16 protein-coding genes are annotated in these 18610 nt (G+C 68.3%); 10 read left to right on the top strand and 6 right to left on the bottom strand.

The window, feature by feature from the left end; all coding sequences use genetic code 11:
- Nucleotides 1-32: 32 nt before the first annotated feature.
- From dnaX to KIH07_RS18090, 5 genes are all read left to right on the top strand, one after another.
- Nucleotides 33-2045 (top strand): DNA polymerase III subunit gamma/tau, encoded by a 2013-nt coding sequence (gene dnaX / locus KIH07_RS18110; RefSeq protein ID WP_226493298.1) that lies wholly within the window; start codon nt 33-35, stop codon nt 2043-2045.
- A gap of 46 nt (nt 2046-2091) precedes the next feature.
- The gene (locus KIH07_RS18105) at nt 2092-2424 is read left to right on the top strand and encodes a YbaB/EbfC family nucleoid-associated protein (RefSeq protein WP_068168561.1); all 333 of its coding nucleotides are present in this window, start codon (nt 2092-2094) and stop codon (nt 2422-2424) included.
- A gap of 47 nt (nt 2425-2471) precedes the next feature.
- Nucleotides 2472-3089 (top strand): recombination mediator RecR, encoded by a 618-nt coding sequence (gene recR, locus KIH07_RS18100; protein WP_226493297.1) that lies wholly within the window; start codon nt 2472-2474, stop codon nt 3087-3089.
- Nucleotides 3090-3123: 34 nt separating this feature from the next.
- Nucleotides 3124-3528: an MAPEG family protein gene (locus KIH07_RS18095; RefSeq protein WP_226493296.1), complete on the top strand. Its 405-nt coding sequence runs from the start codon at nt 3124-3126 to the stop codon at nt 3526-3528.
- A 172-nt stretch (nt 3529-3700) separates the two neighbouring features.
- The gene (locus tag KIH07_RS18090) at nt 3701-4756 is read left to right on the top strand and encodes an ABC transporter substrate-binding protein (RefSeq protein ID WP_413465766.1); all 1056 of its coding nucleotides are present in this window, start codon (nt 3701-3703) and stop codon (nt 4754-4756) included.
- Between the two features lie 21 nt (nt 4757-4777).
- On the opposite strand, the gene KIH07_RS18085 is transcribed toward KIH07_RS18090, so the two are convergent.
- A complete protein-coding gene (locus KIH07_RS18085; RefSeq protein ID WP_413465765.1) occupies nt 4778-6418 on the bottom strand; it encodes a transglycosylase SLT domain-containing protein in 1641 nt (546 codons plus the stop codon).
- Between the two features lie 8 nt (nt 6419-6426).
- A complete protein-coding gene (gloB, locus tag KIH07_RS18080) occupies nt 6427-7200 on the bottom strand; it encodes a hydroxyacylglutathione hydrolase (protein ID WP_226493294.1) in 774 nt (257 codons plus the stop codon).
- Between the two features lie 340 nt (nt 7201-7540).
- On the opposite strand from gloB, the gene KIH07_RS18075 reads away from it, so the two are divergent.
- The 4 genes from KIH07_RS18075 (at nt 7541) to KIH07_RS18060 (ending at nt 13471) form a co-directional block, all read left to right on the top strand.
- Nucleotides 7541-8383, top strand: a complete 843-nt coding sequence (locus KIH07_RS18075; protein ID WP_226494746.1) for a class I SAM-dependent methyltransferase — start codon at nt 7541-7543, stop codon at nt 8381-8383.
- Between the two features lie 130 nt (nt 8384-8513).
- Nucleotides 8514-8948 (top strand): ribonuclease HI, encoded by a 435-nt coding sequence (gene rnhA, locus KIH07_RS18070; RefSeq protein WP_226493293.1) that lies wholly within the window; start codon nt 8514-8516, stop codon nt 8946-8948.
- Between the two features lie 137 nt (nt 8949-9085).
- Nucleotides 9086-10354 carry an efflux RND transporter periplasmic adaptor subunit gene (locus KIH07_RS18065; RefSeq protein WP_226493292.1) on the top strand — a complete coding sequence of 423 codons (1269 nt, stop codon included), beginning with the start codon at nt 9086-9088 and terminating at the stop codon, nt 10352-10354.
- Between the two features lie 33 nt (nt 10355-10387).
- Nucleotides 10388-13471 carry an efflux RND transporter permease subunit gene (locus KIH07_RS18060; protein WP_226493291.1) on the top strand — a complete coding sequence of 1028 codons (3084 nt, stop codon included), beginning with the start codon at nt 10388-10390 and terminating at the stop codon, nt 13469-13471.
- A 66-nt stretch (nt 13472-13537) separates the two neighbouring features.
- Here the strand turns inward: KIH07_RS18060 and KIH07_RS18055 are convergent, their stop codons facing one another.
- From KIH07_RS18055 to KIH07_RS18040, 4 genes are all read right to left on the bottom strand, one after another.
- Nucleotides 13538-14899 (bottom strand): molybdopterin molybdotransferase MoeA, encoded by a 1362-nt coding sequence (locus KIH07_RS18055; protein ID WP_226493290.1) that lies wholly within the window; start codon nt 14897-14899, stop codon nt 13538-13540.
- Nucleotides 14900-14911: 12 nt separating this feature from the next.
- The gene (gene mobA, locus KIH07_RS18050; RefSeq protein ID WP_226493289.1) at nt 14912-15535 is read right to left on the bottom strand and encodes a molybdenum cofactor guanylyltransferase MobA; all 624 of its coding nucleotides are present in this window, start codon (nt 15533-15535) and stop codon (nt 14912-14914) included.
- A gap of 161 nt (nt 15536-15696) precedes the next feature.
- Nucleotides 15697-16833 carry a GTP 3',8-cyclase MoaA gene (moaA, locus tag KIH07_RS18045; protein WP_226493288.1) on the bottom strand — a complete coding sequence of 379 codons (1137 nt, stop codon included), beginning with the start codon at nt 16831-16833 and terminating at the stop codon, nt 15697-15699.
- A gap of 115 nt (nt 16834-16948) precedes the next feature.
- On the bottom strand, nt 16949-17770 hold the full coding sequence (locus KIH07_RS18040) for a metal-dependent hydrolase (RefSeq protein ID WP_226493287.1): 822 nt from the start codon (nt 17768-17770) through the stop codon (nt 16949-16951).
- A gap of 142 nt (nt 17771-17912) precedes the next feature.
- Between KIH07_RS18040 and KIH07_RS18035 the strand changes: the two genes are divergently transcribed.
- The gene (locus tag KIH07_RS18035) at nt 17913-18539 is read left to right on the top strand and encodes a TetR/AcrR family transcriptional regulator (protein WP_226493286.1); all 627 of its coding nucleotides are present in this window, start codon (nt 17913-17915) and stop codon (nt 18537-18539) included.
- Nucleotides 18540-18610: the final 71 nt, after the last annotated feature.

Raw genomic sequence — 18610 nt, 5'->3', positions numbered from 1 at the left:
CCGGGGTGGGGGCGCCGCTTAGAATCGAAGCCATGTCCTATGTCGTCCTGGCCCGCAAATACCGCCCGCGCAATTTCACCGAAATGGTGGGGCAGGAGCACGTGGTCCGGGCGCTGTCCAACGCACTGACCACCCAGCGGCTGCACCACGCCTACCTGTTCACCGGCACCCGGGGCGTGGGCAAGACCACCGTCTCGCGCATCCTGGCCAAGTCGCTCAACTGCCTGGGTGCCGACGGGCAGGGCGGCATCACCGCCGAACCCTGTGGCGTGTGCCAGGCCTGCACCGACATCGACGCCGGCCGTTTTGTGGACTACACCGAACTCGATGCCGCGTCCAACCGGGGCGTGGACGAGGTGCAGGCGCTGCTGGAGCAGGCGGTCTACAAGCCGGTGCAGGGCCGCTTCAAGGTCTTCATGATCGACGAGGTTCACATGCTCACCGGGCACGCGTTCAACGCCATGCTCAAGACGCTGGAGGAGCCGCCCGAGTACCTGAAGTTCGTGCTGGCCACGACCGACCCCCAGAAGGTGCCGGTGACGGTGCTGTCGCGTTGCCTGCAGTTCAACCTGCGCCCCATGGCGCCTGAAACGGTGCTGGAACACCTGCGGCAGGTGCTGCAGTCCGAGAGCGTGCCGGCCGAGGCGCAGGCTTTGCGCCTGATCTCGCGCGCCGCGCGCGGCTCCATGCGCGACGCGCTCTCGCTGACCGACCAGGCCATCGCCTTTGGCGGCGGCCAGTTGCAGGAGGCCACGGTGCGCCAGATGCTGGGCGCGGTGGACCGCTCGCATGTGTTGCGCCTGATCGATGCGCTGGCGCGGGGCGATGGCGCCACCGTGGTGAACACCATTGAGACCCTGCGTGTGGATGGCCTGAACGCGGCCTCCACGCTGGAAGAGATGACCGGCGTGCTGCAGCGCATGGCGGTGCTGCAGGCGGTGCCCGAACGTGCCGGCTCGCAGGATCTGGACGACCCGGACGCGGCCGAGATCGTGCGCCTGGCGGACGATCTGCCCGCCGACGAAACCCAGCTGCTGTACAGCCTGTGCCTGCACGGCCGCGGCGAGCTGGGCCTGGCGCCGGACGAGTACGCGGCGCTCACCATGGTGCTGCTGCGCCTGCTGGCGTTCAAACCCGCCAGCGCCGAAACCCGCGCACCGGCGGAAAAAAAAACACTGAAAACAGGGGTTGAGGCCCCAAACACCCCGTCCCCGGCGGCTCCCGCGCCTCTCGCACGAGCCCCGCAGGCGCCAGCGGCCCCGGTGGCCGCGCCCGCCCACCCACCACAAACCCCGACAGCGGCGGCGCCCACCGCCGCCGCGCGAACCGATGCGCCGGTGCCGCCGTCCGCACCTGCTGCCTCCGTGCGTGCACCGATGCCGGAGCCCGACCCTGCGCCCGAAGACGAAGATCTGCCACCCTGGGTTGACGAGGAACCCGCGCCACCCGAAGAGGGCGTGCAGACCTCGCGCCGCGTGGTGGCGATTCCGGTGCGCGACCCGGGGCCCTCGCCGCGGCTGGACCAGCGGCGCGACCCGGGCGAGGCCCGCCCCGTGCCCGAGGTGGTGCCCAGCCCCGAGGGCGATTTCTGGTTCGACACCGTGATGCAACTGGTGCGCGCCGAAGCGGTGACCGCGCTGGTGCGCGAGCTCGGCTTGCAGTCCCAGCTGGTGGCACGCGACAGCGGCCAGTGGGTGTTGCGGGTGGAGCGCGAGTCGCTCAACCAGGGCAACATCCGCGAGCGGCTGGCCACGGCGCTGGGCACCGTGGGGCACGAGGTCCGGCTGGCGGTGGAAATCGGGCCGGTGCAGGACTCTCCCTCGTTGCGCCTGGCCGCCGAGGCCGCACGCCGCCAGCGCGAGGCCGAACAGCGCATCATGGACGACCCGTTCGTGCAGAGCATGATGCGCGACTTTGGCGGCAGAATCGTGCCCGGCACACTCAAGGCCACGGCGGCCATGCAAACCCACACCGCGCCGCTGCGCGGATCGCCGTCTCCCGACCGGGCCCACCCCTCCAACGGCGGCCTGGCGGCGGATCGCTGAACCCCTCATTTCTTTCGCAATCGACCCCCCAACCAAGGAAAAAGCCATGTTCAACAAAGGACAACTCGCGGGCCTCATGAAGCAGGCCCAGGCCATGCAGGACAACCTGAAAAAGGCGCAGGACGAACTGGCCTTCATCGAAGTCACCGGCGAGTCCGGCGCCGGGCTGGTGAAGGTGCTCATGACCTGCAAGCACGATGTGAAGCGCGTCACCATCGACCCCAGCCTGCTGGCCGACGACAAGGACATGCTCGAAGACCTCGTGGCCGCGGCTTTCAATGCGGCGGTGCGCAAGGCCGAAGAAACCACCAACGAGAAGATGGGCAAGCTCACGGCCGGCATGCCGGGCCTGCCCGGCGGGATGAAGTTCCCCTTCTGAGCGCAGTCGAACCGGCCGCGGGCCGGTATTCAAAAAACAAAATTCCCATGGCCGAAAACCACCCCCTTGAACTGCTCGTTCAGGCGTTGCGCCGCCTGCCGGGGGTGGGTGTGAAGTCCGCCCAGCGCATGGCCTACCACCTGCTGCAACACGACCGCGGGGGCGCCCTGCACCTGGCGCAGGCCCTGCAGAACGCTTGTGCCGAGGTGCGCCATTGCGCGCTCTGCCACACCTTCACCGAAGACGAGGTGTGCGCCACCTGCCGCGACCCGCGGCGGGACCACAGCCAGCTGTGTGTGGTGGAGAACCCGGCCGATCTGGCGGCCATGGAGCGCACCGGTGCCTACAAAGGCTTGTACTTCGTGCTCATGGGCAAGCTCAGCCCGCTGGACGATGTGGGCCCGCGCGACATCGGCCTGCAGAAGCTCTTTGACCGCGTCGACGCGCCCGCCGGTGGCGAAGCCGGCGCTGAGCGCGAGGTGCGCGAAGTGATCCTGGCGACCAACTTCACGGCCGAGGGGGAAACCACGGCGCACGTGATCGCGCAGGGGCTCAAGGCCCGGGGCGTCAACGTCACGCGGTTGGCGCGTGGCGTGCCGGTGGGCAGTGAACTCGAATATGTGGACCTGGGCACCATCGCCCATGCCCTGGTGGACCGGCGCTGAACCACGCGCCGGGTGACAGAAAGACCTTTCATTCATGAAATTTGCGGGCCTGACCCTGGCTTATTGGGCTGTCCTGGTGACGGCGTTGTTGCCTTTCCTGTGTGGCTACCTGGCCAAGTGGGGCAAGCTGGGCAAGTCCCGGCGCGAAGGGGGCTATGACAACCACAACCCGCGCGCCTGGCTGGCGCGCCAGACCGACTGGCGCGCACGGGCCAACGCCGCGCAGTCCAACAGCTTCGAAGCACTGCCGTTGTTCATGGGGGCGGTGATCATTGCCCACCAGATGGGGGCGCCGCAGGTGCGCCTGGACCTGCTGGCCTTCGTGTTCGTGGTGCTGCGGCTGATCTACATCATGATGTACGTGGCCGATCTGGCCCTGGCGCGCAGCATGACCTGGACCTTGGCGCTGCTGGTGAACATCGCCATTCTGTTCGTCTGAACACCGGGTCTTTCTGACCGTCCCCGGGTCCGTGCAACCGCGGGGCAACCGGTTACTTTTGCTTGCGTTTTCCCTCGGTGGAAACCCGCTCGGGATTGATCCCGATGCGGTCGGGGCCGGCCTCGCTTAGCCTTGCCTGTCGCTTGAGTACAAGTGCAGGAAGGGATGTTTCATGTGGACTCGTCGTGGGTGGTGTCGGGTGTGCGCGTCGGCGCTGCTGGGCACGGTGCCGCCCGCAACCTGGGCTCAGGCGCCCGGACCGGCTCCCTTGCCTCGCGCGGGCGGCGCCCGGGTGGTGGTGGCGGTGGAAGACAAATCGGCTTTCTGCTACCTGCCGCTGACCGTGGCCGAGCGCATGGGCTACTTTGCCAGCGAAGGGCTGGACGTGCAGGTGCGCGAGTTCACCGATCGCGGGCAGGCCCTGCAGGCGGTGCTGTTGGGCTCGGCGCAGGTGTTCTCAGGGCCTTACAGCAGCATCATCAACATGCAGGCCCGTGGCCAGATGTTCCAGTCGTTCGTGCTGCAGGGGCGTGCGCCCCAGATCGTGTTGGGTGTCTCTCTTCAGACGCTGGGGCATTACAGCGGGTTGCGGGACCTGCGTGGCAAGAAGCTGGGCATCATGGCGCACGGATCGGGCACGCACCGGGTGGCGCGTCTGGTGCTGGCGCGCGCCGGGCTGGGCGTGCAGGATGTTCAGTACACACCCTTGCCCAGTGCGACTTCCGCGGTGGCGGCGTTTCGTGCCGGAACGATCGATGCGATCTGCTACACCGACCCGGTCATCACGCAGCTGGAGCAGGGGGGCGAGTTGCGGGTGGTGGCCGACACGCGCACCGTGCGTGGCAGCGCCGAGGTGTTTGGCGGGACCTTGCCGGCGGCCTGTCTGAGCGCGCCGGGTGCTTTTCTCGCTGGCAACGCACGCCAGTGCCAGGCCCTGGCCAATGCGATGGTGCACGCCCTGAAGTGGCTGCAGACGGCAGGCCCGTCCGACATCATCAAGGCGGTGCCGGAGCACTATTTCCTGGGTGACCGGGCGTTGTATCTGGCCGCGTTCAGCCGGGCGCGTGAAGCCTGGGCGCCCGACGGTGTGATGCCGGAGGATGGGCCAGCCACCGCAGCGCGCATGCTGGCGTATTTCGACCCCTCGGCGCCGTTGCAGCGGGTGGACCTCGCGCGCACTTTCACCAACGATTTCGCGCGCAAGGCCAAGGCCCGGTTCAAGGCCTGAGCCGCACACCCATCCGTCGTTTCAGTTCTTCTTGCTGGCCGCCACTTTGGTGACCGCGCGTTTGGACGATGTGCGGGCCTTGGCGGTGCGGGTGCCGGTTTTCTGGACCGCTTTCTTCCGCGTGGCGACCTTGACGGATTTTTTCGCGCTCCGCGAACTGGCCACCGCCGGGCGCTGCGGCAACATCAGCGTGACGCGCTGGCCCGATTTGAGCCGCGCGTTGATCGCCAGGCTGTTCCAGCCGGCCACGCTGACCGCGCTCACGCCGTAGCGGCTGGCCAGCCGGCTCAGGGTGTCGCCTTTGCGCGCGCGCACCGTGCTGCGTCGCAGCATCACCTCGGGTTGCAGGCTCAGGTGCCCGTTGTCGGCCACGTGCAGGGGCACGTCGCCGTTGCGCGCCTGGGTGCGGGGCACCAGCAGGCTGGAGCCGGCACGCACCTTCATGCGCGGCGGGATGTTGTTGACTTCGCGCAGCTCGGATTCGCTCATGCCCACCCGGGCGGCCGCCTGCGCGGCCGTCATGGTCGTGGGCACGACCCAGGCGGTCCAGCTGGCCAGCGGGCCCGCAAAGGTCTGCAGGTTCTGCAGGAACACCACCGCGTTGTCCCAGGGCAGCAGGATGTTGGGCGTGCCCGCGGCCATCACCACCGGGCGGCTGAGCGAGGGGTTGAGCGCGCGGAAATCCCTTTCGCTGACCCCGGCGAGCTGGGCGATGACGGCCACGTCCATGTCGCGCTCCAGCGTGACGGTGTCAAAGAATGGGTGGTTGCCGATCAGGGGCAGGGTGGTGTTGAAGGCCTCCGGCCGGCTCAGGATGTTCTTCACGGCCTGCAGCTTGGGCACGTACATGCGGGTTTCCATCGGCATGCTCAGGTCGAGGTAGCCGGTCGGCTGGCCCAGGCGCTGGTTGCGCGTGATGGCGCGGTTCACATTGCCCTGACCCCAGTTGTAGGCGGCCAGGGCCAGGTGCCAGTCGCCGAAGCGACCGTGCAGCTGCTGCAGGTAGTCGAGCGCGGCGCGGGTGGAGGCCAGCACGTCGCGCCGGTCGTCGCGAAAGATGTTCTGCTTGAGATCGAACGATTCACCGGTGGCGGGCATGAACTGCCACATGCCGGCCGCGCGCGCACTGGAAACTGCTTGGGGGTTGAAGGCGCTTTCAATGAAGGGCAACAGCGCCAGCTCCATCGGCATGTTGCGGCGCTCGATCTCTTCGACGATGTGGAACAGGTAGCGGCTGGAACGCTCGGTCATGCGCTGGATGTAGTCGGGCCGGGTGGCGTACCACTGCTCGCGGTCGCGCACCAGCTCGTTGTCCAGGTCGTTCATGGCGAAGCCGCGCCGTATGCGGTCCCACAGGTCGGTGGGGGCCGCGAGGGTGACCACGGTGGGCAGGTTGGTGCTGGCGATGCCGATTTCGCTCAAGGGCGCGTTGGGGAACACGCTGGGGGCCGGCGGGGCCGTGCTGGCCGTGGAGCCCGGAGTCGTGGTGGCCGGGGATGTGGTGCCCGGTGGAACCGAAGCGCAACCCGCGAACAGCAACACAGAGGCCACCAGTGTGAAGAACCCGAGGCGCGCCGGTTGCGCTGACGGGCGCGGCGAACCGATGCGAGCGGAGCCATTCAGCGACGCTGCGGAAAGAAGGTGAGCGGGAGCGGTGGGCATGGCAAGGGTCATCTGAAGTCGTTTTTCCATTCACGAAGCGTGGCGAAGAGGCTCACGTCGTCGTCGGGTGTGTGGGGAGCGTGGGCGATGGCGGCCCGCCGCACGGCCGTCTCGCGGGTGCGCAGAAACGGATTGATCCGTTTCTCGAGTCCGATGGAGCTGGGCAGCGTGGGAAAGTTCAGCGCGCGCTGTTGCTGGCAATGCGCGGCGTACTCGGCCAGCGCGGCGTTGCCCGGTTCCACCGCCTGCGCGAATTTCAGGTTGGACAGGGTGTACTCGTGGGTGCAGCAGACGCGGGTGTCGTTGGGCAGGGCGCTCAGACGGGTCAGCGAGTCCAGCATCTGCGCGGGCGTGCCTTCGAACAAGCGGCCGCAGCCACCCGAAAACAGCGTGTCGCCACAGAACAGCAGGGGCGCACCGTCCACGTCGGCGCAGTGGTACGCGATGTGCCCGGCGGTGTGGCCGGGGACCTCCAGCACCTCGAACACCAGACCCAGGGCTTCGACCCGATCGTGCGCGGACACGCGCCGCAGAGGTTCGGGCATGGGTTCGCGGGCCGGGCCGATCACCCGTGCGCCGGTGGCCTGCCGCAGCTCGGCCACGCCACCGGTGTGGTCCGCGTGGTGGTGGGTGATCAGGATGGTGTCGAGCGCCAGACCCTCATGTTCCAGCCACTGGCGCACATGGCTGGCCTCTCCGGGGTCGACCACCAGTGCGCGACCTTGATCGTGCAAGACCCAGATGTAGTTGTCGGTGAAGACCGGAATGGGGTGTAACTGCATGGAAATCGTTCGGTTCGCCAGCGCAATGCGCGGGCCTTCGGCCCGGCCGCGCCACCCTTGCGGGCCACGGCAGCTGGCGGCCCGAGAGTATCGCAGAGGAGCTGGTCTGTCCGTGTTTCAAAAACGAACCGACAGACGGCCCTGGCCCGCCCGTCAGGAAGGCCGGCCAACCGCGGCGGATGAGCCCCCGGGGCGGAGCTCTCCAAGGGCCCGGTGGCGGTGGGCCGGGCGACCGATTACGATGGCCTCCGCTTGACGGCGGGCTGCCCTTGCCCGCTGTGCCACCCGGAGACCGTTTGCATTGAACCCCGACACCACCCCGGGCCTGCCGACCGATGGCATGACCGACTGGCTGCGCACCGCACCTGGACAGTACGTGCTGGGCTGGGAACAGGCCCAGTTCGATCTGGCCGTGGCCGACCTGTTCGGATACAACGCCTTGCAATTGGGCCTGCCCGAGCTCGCCACCCTGCGGGCCAACCGCATGCCACACCGCTGGCTGGCGCTGCCCGAGGAACTGGTGGCGCCCGATGCGCTGCTGGCGGGAGGAAGCTTCAACGGCGGGCAAGACGCCTCCCGAACGGGGGGATCGACCCCGAATCGGGGTGCTGCGCAGCCACCGGGGCCGTCGCGCGTGGCCCTGATCACCGACGCCGCGGCGCTGCCGTTTCCCGCCGCCTGCTTGGACCTGGTGGTGCTTCCGCACACGCTGGAACTCAGTGCCGACCCGCACCACGTGCTGCGCGAGGTTGAGCGGGTGCTGGTGCCCGAGGGCCGGGTGGTGATCTCGGGCCTGAATCCGGCCAGCCTGTGGGGCCTGCGGCAGGGGCGCGGCCGGCTCGGGTCCCGCCTGGGCCTGACGGCGCTCGGCGCCGAGAGCCTGTACCTGCCCGAGGCGGGCGAGTTCATCGGCCCCTGGCGTCTGCGCGACTGGCTGCGCCTGCTCAGTTTTGAAGTAGAGTCGGACCGCTTTGGCTGCTACCGGCCCGCGGTGCGAACCGAAAAGTGGTTGCAGCGAACGGCCTGGATGGACCGCGCTGGCGCACGCTGGTGGCCCATTTTCGGCGCGGTGTATTTCGTGGTCGCGGTCAAGCGGGTGCGCGGCGTGCGCCTGCTGGGGCCGGCCTGGAAACCGCGGCGCGCCAGTTCGGCGGCCCCGGTGTCGGTGGCCCACCGACACTGAGCGCAGGGCCGCTCGGCCCGCAACGCGTGAAACGACGCACAGGCCAAGGCCGGCGCGCAACCGCCCCTCGACTGGCTCAGGACGGGCCGCAGCCGGGGAGGTGTCCTGTTTTTTCTCTGGAGCATATCGATTGAACCATGTGGTGATCTACACCGACGGCGCCTGCAAGGGCAACCCCGGCCCAGGCGGCTGGGGCGTTTTTCTCAAGGCTGGCGGACACGAAAAGGAACTCTGGGGCGGTGAGCGCGTGACCACCAACAACCGCATGGAACTCACCGCCGTGATCGAGGGCCTGGCCGCGCTCAAGCGGCCGTGCAAGGTGTCGGTGTACCTCGACAGCCAGTACGTGCGCAAAGGCATCACCGAGTGGATTCACGGCTGGAAGGCCAAGGGCTGGAAGACCGCAGCCAAAGAGCCGGTGAAGAACGCCGACCTGTGGCAAAAGCTCGATGCGCTGGTGCACGACGGCGTGCACCACATCGAGTGGCACTGGGTCAAAGGCCACGCGGGCGACCCGGGCAACGAGCGTGCCGACGCCCTGGCCAACCGGGGCGTGCCGGGCTGAAACCCGCGGTGTCCTGCGGTCGGTCAGGGCGATTGAACTTCCCCAGGCCATGGCCGCTCTTGACTGATACATTGCAACTTTTTGTTGGCAACAGCGCCAAGGCTGGCGCCGAATCCCCGATCCAGACGCTTCAAACCATGGCAAACAAGACGCTTTATGTGGTGGTGGCCGCTGCCGGCCTGGGGCTGGCGTCCGCTGGCGCTTGGTGGTTCCAGCACCGGGCGGCGCCGGCTTCGGCCAACGCCACAAGCGCGGACCAGGCATCGACCGGTGCCCGCCAGGGATCGACCGGCGCGCCCGCGGGCCGTGCCGGGGGAGCCACCGGCATGCCGGGGGTCGAGGTGGCGCAGGTCAAGACCCTGCGCATCCAGGACGACGCCCAGGCCGTGGGCACGCTGCGTTCGCGCCAGAGCGTGACGCTGCGTCCGGAGGTCAGCGGGCGCGTCGCCCAGATCGCCTTCGCCGACGGCGCCCGCGTGCGGCGCGGTCAGTTGCTGGTGCAGCTCGACGACGTGCTGCAGCGCGCCGAACTCAGCCAGGCCCAGGCCCAGCTGTCGATGGCGCGCGCCAATTTCAAACGCAACCAGGAACTGGTGGCCGAGAACTTCGTGGCGCAGCGTGTGCTGGACGAGAGCCAGGCCAGCCTGCAGGTGGCCGAGGCCCAGGTGGCGCTGGCGCAGGCGCGTCTGCAGCGCATGCGCATCACCGCGCCGTTCGATGGCACGGTGGGTCTGCGCAGCATCGATCTGGGCGACTACGTCAAGGACGGCGCGGACCTCGTCAACCTGGAAGACACCTCGGCCCTGACGGTGGATTTCCGCCTGCCCGAGCGTTACCAGACCCGCATCGCTGCGGGCCAGACCGTGCAGGTGACGCTGGACGCGTTGCCTGGCAAGGCCTTCGCCGCCCGGGTGCAAGCGGTGGACCCGCTGCTGGACGCCAACGGCCGCTCGGTGGCCGTGCGCGCGCTGCTGCCGCCTTCGCCCGACGCCAATCTGCGCCCCGGCATGTTTGCCCGCGTGCTGACGATTTTTTCGGTGAACGACAAGGCGCTGGTGGTGCCCGAAGAGGCGATCGTGCCGCAGGCCGGCAAACAGTTCGTGTTCCGCCTGGAGAAAGAAGGCGAGGGCGATGCGCTCAAGCTGGTGTCGCGCCGCACCGAGGTCCAGGTGGGCGTGCGCCAGGGCTCGCAGGTGCAGGTGGTTACCGGGCTGAGCGAGGGTGACACGGTGGTCGTGGCCGGTCAGCAGCGGCTGCAGCGCGATGGCACGGCCGTGCGGGTGGTGGAGATGGGTTCGCCTGAAGCGAGGCCCCGTGAGACGGCTCCGGCCGCCGGCCCGGATGCCGCACCGGCCACACCGGCGCCCGCGCCCGCCGGCGTCCGCCCGGTGCCGGCCGCCAGTTGACGCGCCAGGCGCCTTTGCACAGGAACAGCCCGCATGCAATTGCCTGAAATATCCATCCGCCGGCCGGTGTTCGCCTCCGTGCTGTCCATGCTCATCCTGCTGGTGGGCTGGGTGGCGTTCAACGGCCTGACGGTGCGCGAGTACCCCAAGATCGACGAGCCCACCGTCACCGTCAGCACCACGTTCACCGGGGCCTCCAGCGAGGTGGTGGAGTCGCAGGTCAGCAAGACGCTGGAAGACTCGCTCGCCGGCATCGAGGGGGTGGACATCATCACTTCCATCAGCCGGCAGGAGCGCAGCCAGATCACGGTGCGCTTCAAGCTCGAGCGCGACCCCGATTCGGCCGCGGCCGACGTGCGCGACAAGGTCAGCCGTGTGCGCCAGCGCCTGCCCCAGGGCATCGACGAGCCGGTGATCGCCAAGGTCGAGGCCGACGCCTTTCCGGTGATCTGGCTGGCCCTGAGTTCGGACACCCACGACTCGCTGCAGCTCTCCGACTTCGCCAACCGCCTGGCCAAGCCGGTGCTGCAGACCGCGCCCGGCGCTGCCGACGTGCGGGTGTACGGCGAGCGCAAGTACGCGATGCGCGTCTGGATCGACCCGGACCGTCTGGCCGCCTACAGCCTGACCGTGCAGGACGTGGAAGATGCGCTGCGGCGCTCCAACCTGGAGGTGCCGGCCGGGCGCATCGAAAGCACGCTGCGCGAATTCAACGTGACCGCGGCCACCGACCTGCAGACCCCGGCGCAGTTCCGCGACGTGGCCCTGCGCAACGTCAGCGGGCAGACCATCCGGCTGGGCGACGTGGCGCGTGTCCTGCAAGGCCCGCAGGACGAGCGCACCTCGGTGCGCCTGAACGGCCGCGACTCGATTTCGCTGGGCGTGATCCGGCAGGCCACCGCCAACCCGCTGGAGCTCTCGGCCGGCGTGCGCGAGCTGCTGGAAAAGGTCAAGAAGGACCTGCCACCGGGCGTGAACGTGGACATCGCCAACGACAACTCGGTGTTCATCGACCGTTCCATCAAGGCGGTCTACCTCACCATCGCCGAGGCGGTGGTGCTGGTGGCGCTGGTGATCTTCGTGTTCCTGCGCACCTTGCGCGCGTCCATCATCCCGCTCATCACCATTCCGGTCAGCCTGATCGGCTCGTTCGCCCTGATGGCGCTGTTCGGCTTCTCCATCAACACCCTCACGCTGCTGGCCCTGGTGCTGGCCATCGGGTTGGTGGTGGACGACTCCATCGTGATGCTGGAGAACATCTTCCGGCACATCGAAGAGGGCTTGAAACCGTTCGACGCCGCCATCAAGGGTGCACGGGAAATCGGCTTCGCGGTGGTCGCCATGACGCTCACGCTGGCCGCGGTGTACGCGCCGCTGGCCTTCACCCCCGGGCGCACCGGGCGCTTGTTCGCCGAGTTCGCGCTGGCGCTGGCCGGGGCCGTGGTGGTTTCGGGCTTCGTGGCGCTCACGCTCTCGCCCATGCTGTGCTCCAAGCTGTTGCGGCACAACCCCAGACCCACGCGTTTTGACGGTTTCATGGAGCGCGTGCTGGTGGCCGCCACCCGGGCCTACAGCTCGGCGCTGGCGCTGGCGCTGCGGGCGCGCTGGCTGGTGGTGGGCGTGATGGTCGCCAGCGCCCTGGGCAGCTGGGCCCTGCTGCAGACCACCAAGCAGGAGCTCGCTCCGCTGGAAGACCGGGGCGTGATCCTGGCCAACATCAACGGGCCGGACGGCGCCACCCTGGCCTACACGCGCCGCTACGCCGAAGCGATCGAACGGATCGGCCAGGACTATCCCGAGTTCGACCGCATCTTCAGCAACATCGGCAGTCCCACGGTCGCGCAGGGCAGCGTGTTCCTGCGCGCCAAGCCCTGGGAAGAGCGCAGCCGCACCACGCAGGAGATCGCGCGCGAGATCGCGCCGCGCCTGGCGGCCCTGCCCGGCATCAGCGCCTTCCCGATCACGCCGCCTTCTCTGGGCCAGGGTTTTCGCGAGCGGCCGATCAACTACGTGATCGTTACCTCCGACAGCTACGACAACCTCGCCCGCGTGGTGCGCGAGTTCCAGGACGCGCTGGCCAAGAATCCCGGCTTCGTGCAGGTGGACACCGACCTGCGGCTCAACAAACCCGAAATCCGCATGGACGTGGACCGCGAGCGCGCGGCCGACATGGGCGTGAGCGTGGATGCCATCGCGCGCACCGTGGAGACCCTGCTCGGCGGGCGCACCGTGACGCGCTACAAACGTGAGGGCGAACAGTACGACGTGGTGGTGCAGACCGACAGCGCGCAGCGCAGCACGCCCGACGACATCGACCGCCTGTTCGTGCGCGGCCGGGACAACGCCATGATTCCGCTGGCCTCGCTGGTGAAGATCCGCGAGGTGGTGGTGCCGCGCGAACTCAACCACTTCGGCCAGCGCCGCAGCGCCTCCATCACGGCCAACCTCTCGCCCGATCTCGCGCTGGGCGATGCGCTCCAGTTCATGGATGCCACGGCGCGCGAGATCCTGCCGCCGGGCTACACCACCAACCTCAACGGCCAGAGCCGCGAGTTCCGCAACTCATCGGGCTCGCTGGCCATCGTGTTCGTGCTCTCGCTGCTGTTCATCTACCTGGTGCTGGCCGCGCAGTTCGAGAGCTTCATCGACCCGCTGATCATCATGCTCAGCGTGCCCCTGTCCATGTTGGGCGCGCTGCTGGCGCTCAAGCTCAGCGGCGGCACGCTCAACGTGTTCAGCCAGATCGGGCTCATCACCCTGGTGGGGCTGATCACGAAACACGGCATCCTGATCGTGGAGTTCGCCAATCAGCTGCGTGAACAGGGCCTGGGCATCCTCGACGCCGTGAAGCAGTCGGCCGCGTTGCGCCTGCGCCCCATCCTCATGACCACCGGCGCCATGGTGCTCGGTGCCCTGCCGCTGGCGCTGGCCACCGGGGCCGGGGCCGAGAGCCGCCAGCAGATCGGCTGGGTGATCGTGGGCGGCATGAGCCTGGGCACCCTGCTCACCATCTTCGTGGTGCCGACCATGTACACGCTGCTGGCGCGCAAGAAGCACGGTTCGCGTGTGCTGCCGACGGCCGCGGCGCAGGGCACGGATCTGCTCAGCGCCAAATAGCGCGCCCCGAAACACCAACAAGAAAGCCACCGGAGACGGTGGCTTTCTTGTTTGGAAGGCGCTGGCTCAGACCACGCCGTCGAACATCATCACATCGACCTCGTCGCCCACGGCCACGTTGCCCTGGCCGTGGTGCAGCACGATCAGGCCATTGGCTTCCACCATGGAGCGCAGCACGCCCGAACCCTGGTTGCCGGTGGTGCGCACGGTCAGGCGGCCGTCGGCCGAGCGCGCGACGATGCCACGCTGGTATTCGGTGCGGCCGGGTTTCTTGCGCAGGGGCTCCAGGCTGTGGGCCTTGAGCAACACGGGTTCGGCCCCGGTGCTGCCCATCATGCGCTGCAGGGCAGGGCGCACGAAGGCCAGGTAGGTGACCATCACGGCCACCGGGTTGCCGGGCAGACCGAACAGGACAGCAGACTTTCCGTTCTCAGAGAGCTCGGCGCCGGGCCGTCCCAAGCCGGGCTCAGCCCCCTCGGGGGGCAGCGACCCGCGCAGCGGTGGAGCGTGGGGGACAACAATGCGGCCCACCGCCATCGGTCGGCCCGGGCGCATCGCGATGCGCCAGAAAGCCACGTCACCCAACTGCTTCATCATGGCCTTGGTGTGGTCGGCTTCGCCCATGCTCACGCCGCCGCTGGTGATGATGGCGTCGGCCTGGGTCGCCGCCTGGCGGAACGCGGCTTCGAGCAGCGCCGGCTGATCGCCCACGACACCCATGTCGATCACCTCGACCCCCAGGCGCGTGAGCAGGCCGAACACCGTGTAGCGGTTGCTGTCGTACACCGCGCCCTCACGCGGCGCTTCGCCCAGGCTCAGGATTTCGTCGCCGGTGGAGAAATAGGCCACCTTGACGCGGCGAAACACCGGCACGGCGGGCAGGCCCAGGCTGGCGATCAGGCCCAGCGCGGCCGGGCCCAGGGTCTGGCCACGGCGCAGCGCGGGCTGGCCCGCCATCAGGTCTTCGCCCGCGAAGCGGCGGTTGTCGCCGGCCTTCACCACACCGGCCGGGATGTGCACGCAGTCGCCGTCGAGCGTCACGAACTCCAGCGGCACCACCGTGTCCAGCCCGGCGGGCATGATGGCGCCGGTCATGATCTTCAGGCACTCGCCCGCGGCAACCGTGCCGCTCCAGCCCTTGCCGGCGAAGGCCGTGCCGGCCACGCGCAGGCTCAGGGCCTGCCCGGCTCCCAGCTGGGTGCCGTCGAACGCGAAGCCATCCATGGCCGAGTTGTCGTGCGGCGGCACGCTGATGGGCGAGACCACGTCTTGCGCCAGCACCCGACCCAGGGCGTCGAACACGCCCACGTCTTCGGTTTCGGTCACCGGCTCGACCAGGCGCGCCAGGAACTGGTTGACGTCGGCCGCGCTCAGGGCCTGCGGGTCGTAGCCCTGCAGCTCGGCGGCGATCTGTTCAATGGTTTTCATGGCCCGTCGGAATCAGGGTTTTTCCAGCGCGTGCAGCTCGGCCAGCGTGTTGGTGTTGAAGAAGGCCTTGGGGTCGTCGCCGGGCCGGTCGAACGGCACCACCACCGTGCGGTGCTGGTCGGTCCAGCGGTCGATCTTGCGGCCGCCCGCCTGCGTGAAGGCCACCAGGCTTTCGAGCAGTTGCACCCGCATCAGGCAGAACACCGGCTGGGTGCGGAGCTGCCCGTCGTCTTCGCGCGCCGCGGCCATGGCGATCTCAGTGCTGTCGTCGTCGAAGGCCTGGGCCAGGCGCTGCGCCAGATCAAGCGGGAACAGCGGCGAGTCGCAAGGCACGGTCAGCAGGTACGGTGTTTCACAGCGCTCCAGCCCCGTCAGGAAACCGGCCAGCGGCCCGGCGTAGTCGCTCAGCGTGTCGGGCCAGACCGGCGAGCCGAAGGCCTCATAGGCCGAGAGATTGCGGTTGGCGTTGACCATCAGATCACCGATCAGCCCACCCTGCTGCATCTGCAGCCGCAGCAAGGCCTGCAACGCCAGAGGCGTGCCGTTGAAGTTCTGCAGGCCCTTGTCCACGCCGCCCATGCGGGAGCCGCGGCCGCCGGCGAGCACAAGGGCGGTGATTTCAGAAGCTTGGATCAAGATGGACCTTGCGAAGTAGAAGCATGTGCGAGTGGGTCGCGCGAAGGATGTTTCCGGGGCGATGTGACTGAAACCAGGGATGCGGTGGAACCGGCTTTGCCGGGCCACTCGCATCGCCCGTTTGAGGGGGTGACGCCGAAGGCGGCCCGGGGGCGAGCCATCTACCCACCGATGTAGCTCATCTCCACGCGTCGGGTTCCCGTGGACGCGTCCGGCGGCAGGCTGGCGCGCAGCTCGGAATAGCGGTCGCTGCGGCCCTGCCAGATGGCGGCGATGGCGCTGGCGAGCTCTTCGTCGCTGGCGTTGCCGCGCACCAGCGGGCGCAGGTCGTGGCCCTGGCTGGCGAACAGGCACAGGTAGAGCTTGCCCTCGGTGGACAGGCGGGCACGGTTGCAGTCGTGGCAGAACGCCTGGGTGACGCTGCTGATGACGCCAATCTCCCCCGCCTGCACGTCGTGCTGGCCGTTGGCGTCGGCATAGCCCCAGCGCTCGGCGGTTTCACCGGGCGCCGAGGGATCGAGCTGCACCAGGGGCAGTTCGCTCTGGATCAGCCGCACCACATCGGCGCTGGGCAGCACCTCGTCCATGCGCCAGCCGTTGGTGGCCCCCACGTCCATGTATTCGATGAACCGCAGCACGATGCCTGTGCCCTTGAAATGGCGCGCCATGGGCAGGATCTGGTGGTGATTGGTGCCGCGCTTGACCACCATGTTGACCTTGATCGGGCCCAGACCCGCGGCCTGCGCGGCGTCGATGCCACGCAGCACGTCGGCCACGGGAAAGTCGACGTCGTTCATGGCGCGGAAGATGGCGTCGTCCAGGCCATCGAGGCTGACCGTGACCCGCTGCAGGCCGGCGGCCTTGAGCGAAGCGGCCTTGCGCTCCAGCAGGGAGCCGTTGGTGGTCAGCGTGATGTCCAGCGGCCGGCCCTCCACCGTGCGCAACGCGGCGAGCTGTTCGATCAGGACTTCGATGTTCTTGCGCAGCAGCGGTTCGCCGCCCGTGAGCCGGATCTTCTGCACGCCGTGGGCCACGAACTGGCGCGCGACGCGCGTGATTTCCTCGAAACTCAGCAGCGCGCTGTGCGGCAGATAGGGGTAGTCCTTGTCGAACACGTCCTTGGGCATGCAGTAGCTGCAGCGGAAGTTGCAGCGGTCGGTCACGCTGATGCGCAGGTCGCGCAGCGGACGGCCCAGCGCATCGCCCAGCAGGCCGGTGGCGGCGATGGGTGCCAAGGGGACGGCCGCCAGCCGCGTGGCGCTGCGCTGATCGACCAGGGGAATGACGCGTTCGGACATGCCCTTGATTATGGGCGAGGACCCATCTGTCCGCACGGACGGACCCGGTGCCACAGGGGTCTAAAAATGGGTTTCCGATCTCCCTGGGCCAGCGCAGGTGCCCGGCGTGGCCGGATCACGGCGCGCTCACCGGGGTGAACAGGCGGGCGTTCTCGCGCAGCCAGCGGGCCGACAGATCGCTCGATTGTTGTGCCGGGTGGAAGTCCGGCCGGAAGTACGCGCGCCAGGGGCGGTAGCTCAGGCGCAGAAGTCCCTCGCGACCGAGCAGGTGGTGCGCGGCGCTGCGCCAGGTGCTCCAGCGCCAGAGCGTGCCGTCGTGCCGCAGGTTGTTGACCGTCTGGCGCAAGGTGTCGGAGAGAAAGATCCAGGTCACCCGGCGCATCCACTTCACGCGCCAGGCATGGCCGCCGCCGAGGGCCTGGTACAGATCGAACGCGGTGCATTTGTGCTCGGCTTCTTCGGCGCTGTGCCACAGCCAGAGGGCCTGGAGCCGGGGCTCGCAGCCGTCGAGCAAGCGCGCGTGAGACAGCATCCATTCGGCGAACAGGGCGGTGAAATGCTCGTTCGCCGCGGTGATGGCCAGACCGTGGCGCAGGTCCGTTCCTTCGAGCAGCCGCAGCCGTTCACGGGCCCGCGGTTCCCATTCGTTGACCAGACCGTGCTTCTCAATCTGCGCATTGAACAGCGCGTGGATGCGGCGATGCGTGGCTTCCTGCCCGATGAACCCCTGCACCTCGTCTCTGCACTGGTCCTGCTGTTCAGCGGGCAACGCCTTGAAGCCGTTGCGCACCGAGTCGATGAAGAACTGCTCGCCGACCGGAAAGCTCATCGACAGGGCATTGAACCAGGCGCTCAGGAAGGCGTCGCCGTTGCACCAGTGGCGTTGCACGGGTTGCTCCAGGTCGATCAAGAGGCGGCGGACCATCAACTCGGTCATGGCTTGTGCGGTGGGGTGTCCGTGTTGGTACTGATGAGTACCGTGGCGGTCATGCTGATCGCCACGGTGGGCCCTGTCAAGCGGGGAAACGGGTACCCACCTGTCAGTTTTCTACCCGGTGAGCGAACTAAGATGCCCGTTCATGAATGTCCAGGAAGCCAGCGCCCCCGAGGCCGAACAGCACGAGCACCGTCAGCGCATGATGCGCGCCATGGCTGCCGTGGCGGCAGACAAAGGTCTGTCGGCCGCGACCATCGCCGACATCGTACGCGAAGCCGGCGTGTCCAAACGCAGTTTCTACGAGCACTTCGACAGCAAGGAGGCGTGTTTCCTGGCCTTGTACCGGGCGGCCAGTGCCTCGGCCCTGCGCACGCTGAGCGAGGCGGTGCAGCCCGATCGACCGTGGCAGGCCCAACTGGAGCACGCGCTGGGGGCCTATTTCTCGCATCTCGCGGCCGGCCCCAGCCTGTTGCGCAGCCTGTTCGTTGAGATTCACCACGTTGGCCCCGCTGGCATGGCCGTGCGCCGCACCGTGATGCAGCAGATGGCCGATTTCCTGATGCGCACGGTGAACGGTGCCGATGACCGCGGGCCCGCCTCCGGTTATCCGGCACTCACCCCCACCATGGCCATGGCCGCGGTGGGTGGCATCAACGAACTGGTGCTCGACATCATCGAGCGCGGTGCAGCCGACCAGTTGGCCAGCCTGGCGCCTCGCGCCAGTGAAATCGTGCGGGTGCTGACCCGCACGCAGCTCGCCGGTCTCTGAGCGTTGGCGGACGGAACCGGCGCCCCATGAAAAACGGCCCGCTGTGGCGGGCCGTTTTGCTTCGAGAAGGC

Source organism: Hydrogenophaga taeniospiralis, assembly GCF_020510445.1.
Classification (GTDB): domain Bacteria; phylum Pseudomonadota; class Gammaproteobacteria; order Burkholderiales; family Burkholderiaceae_C; genus Hydrogenophaga.
Note: the sequence above shows the minus strand (reverse complement) of the source record. Positions and strands in the feature narration are given on the sequence as shown.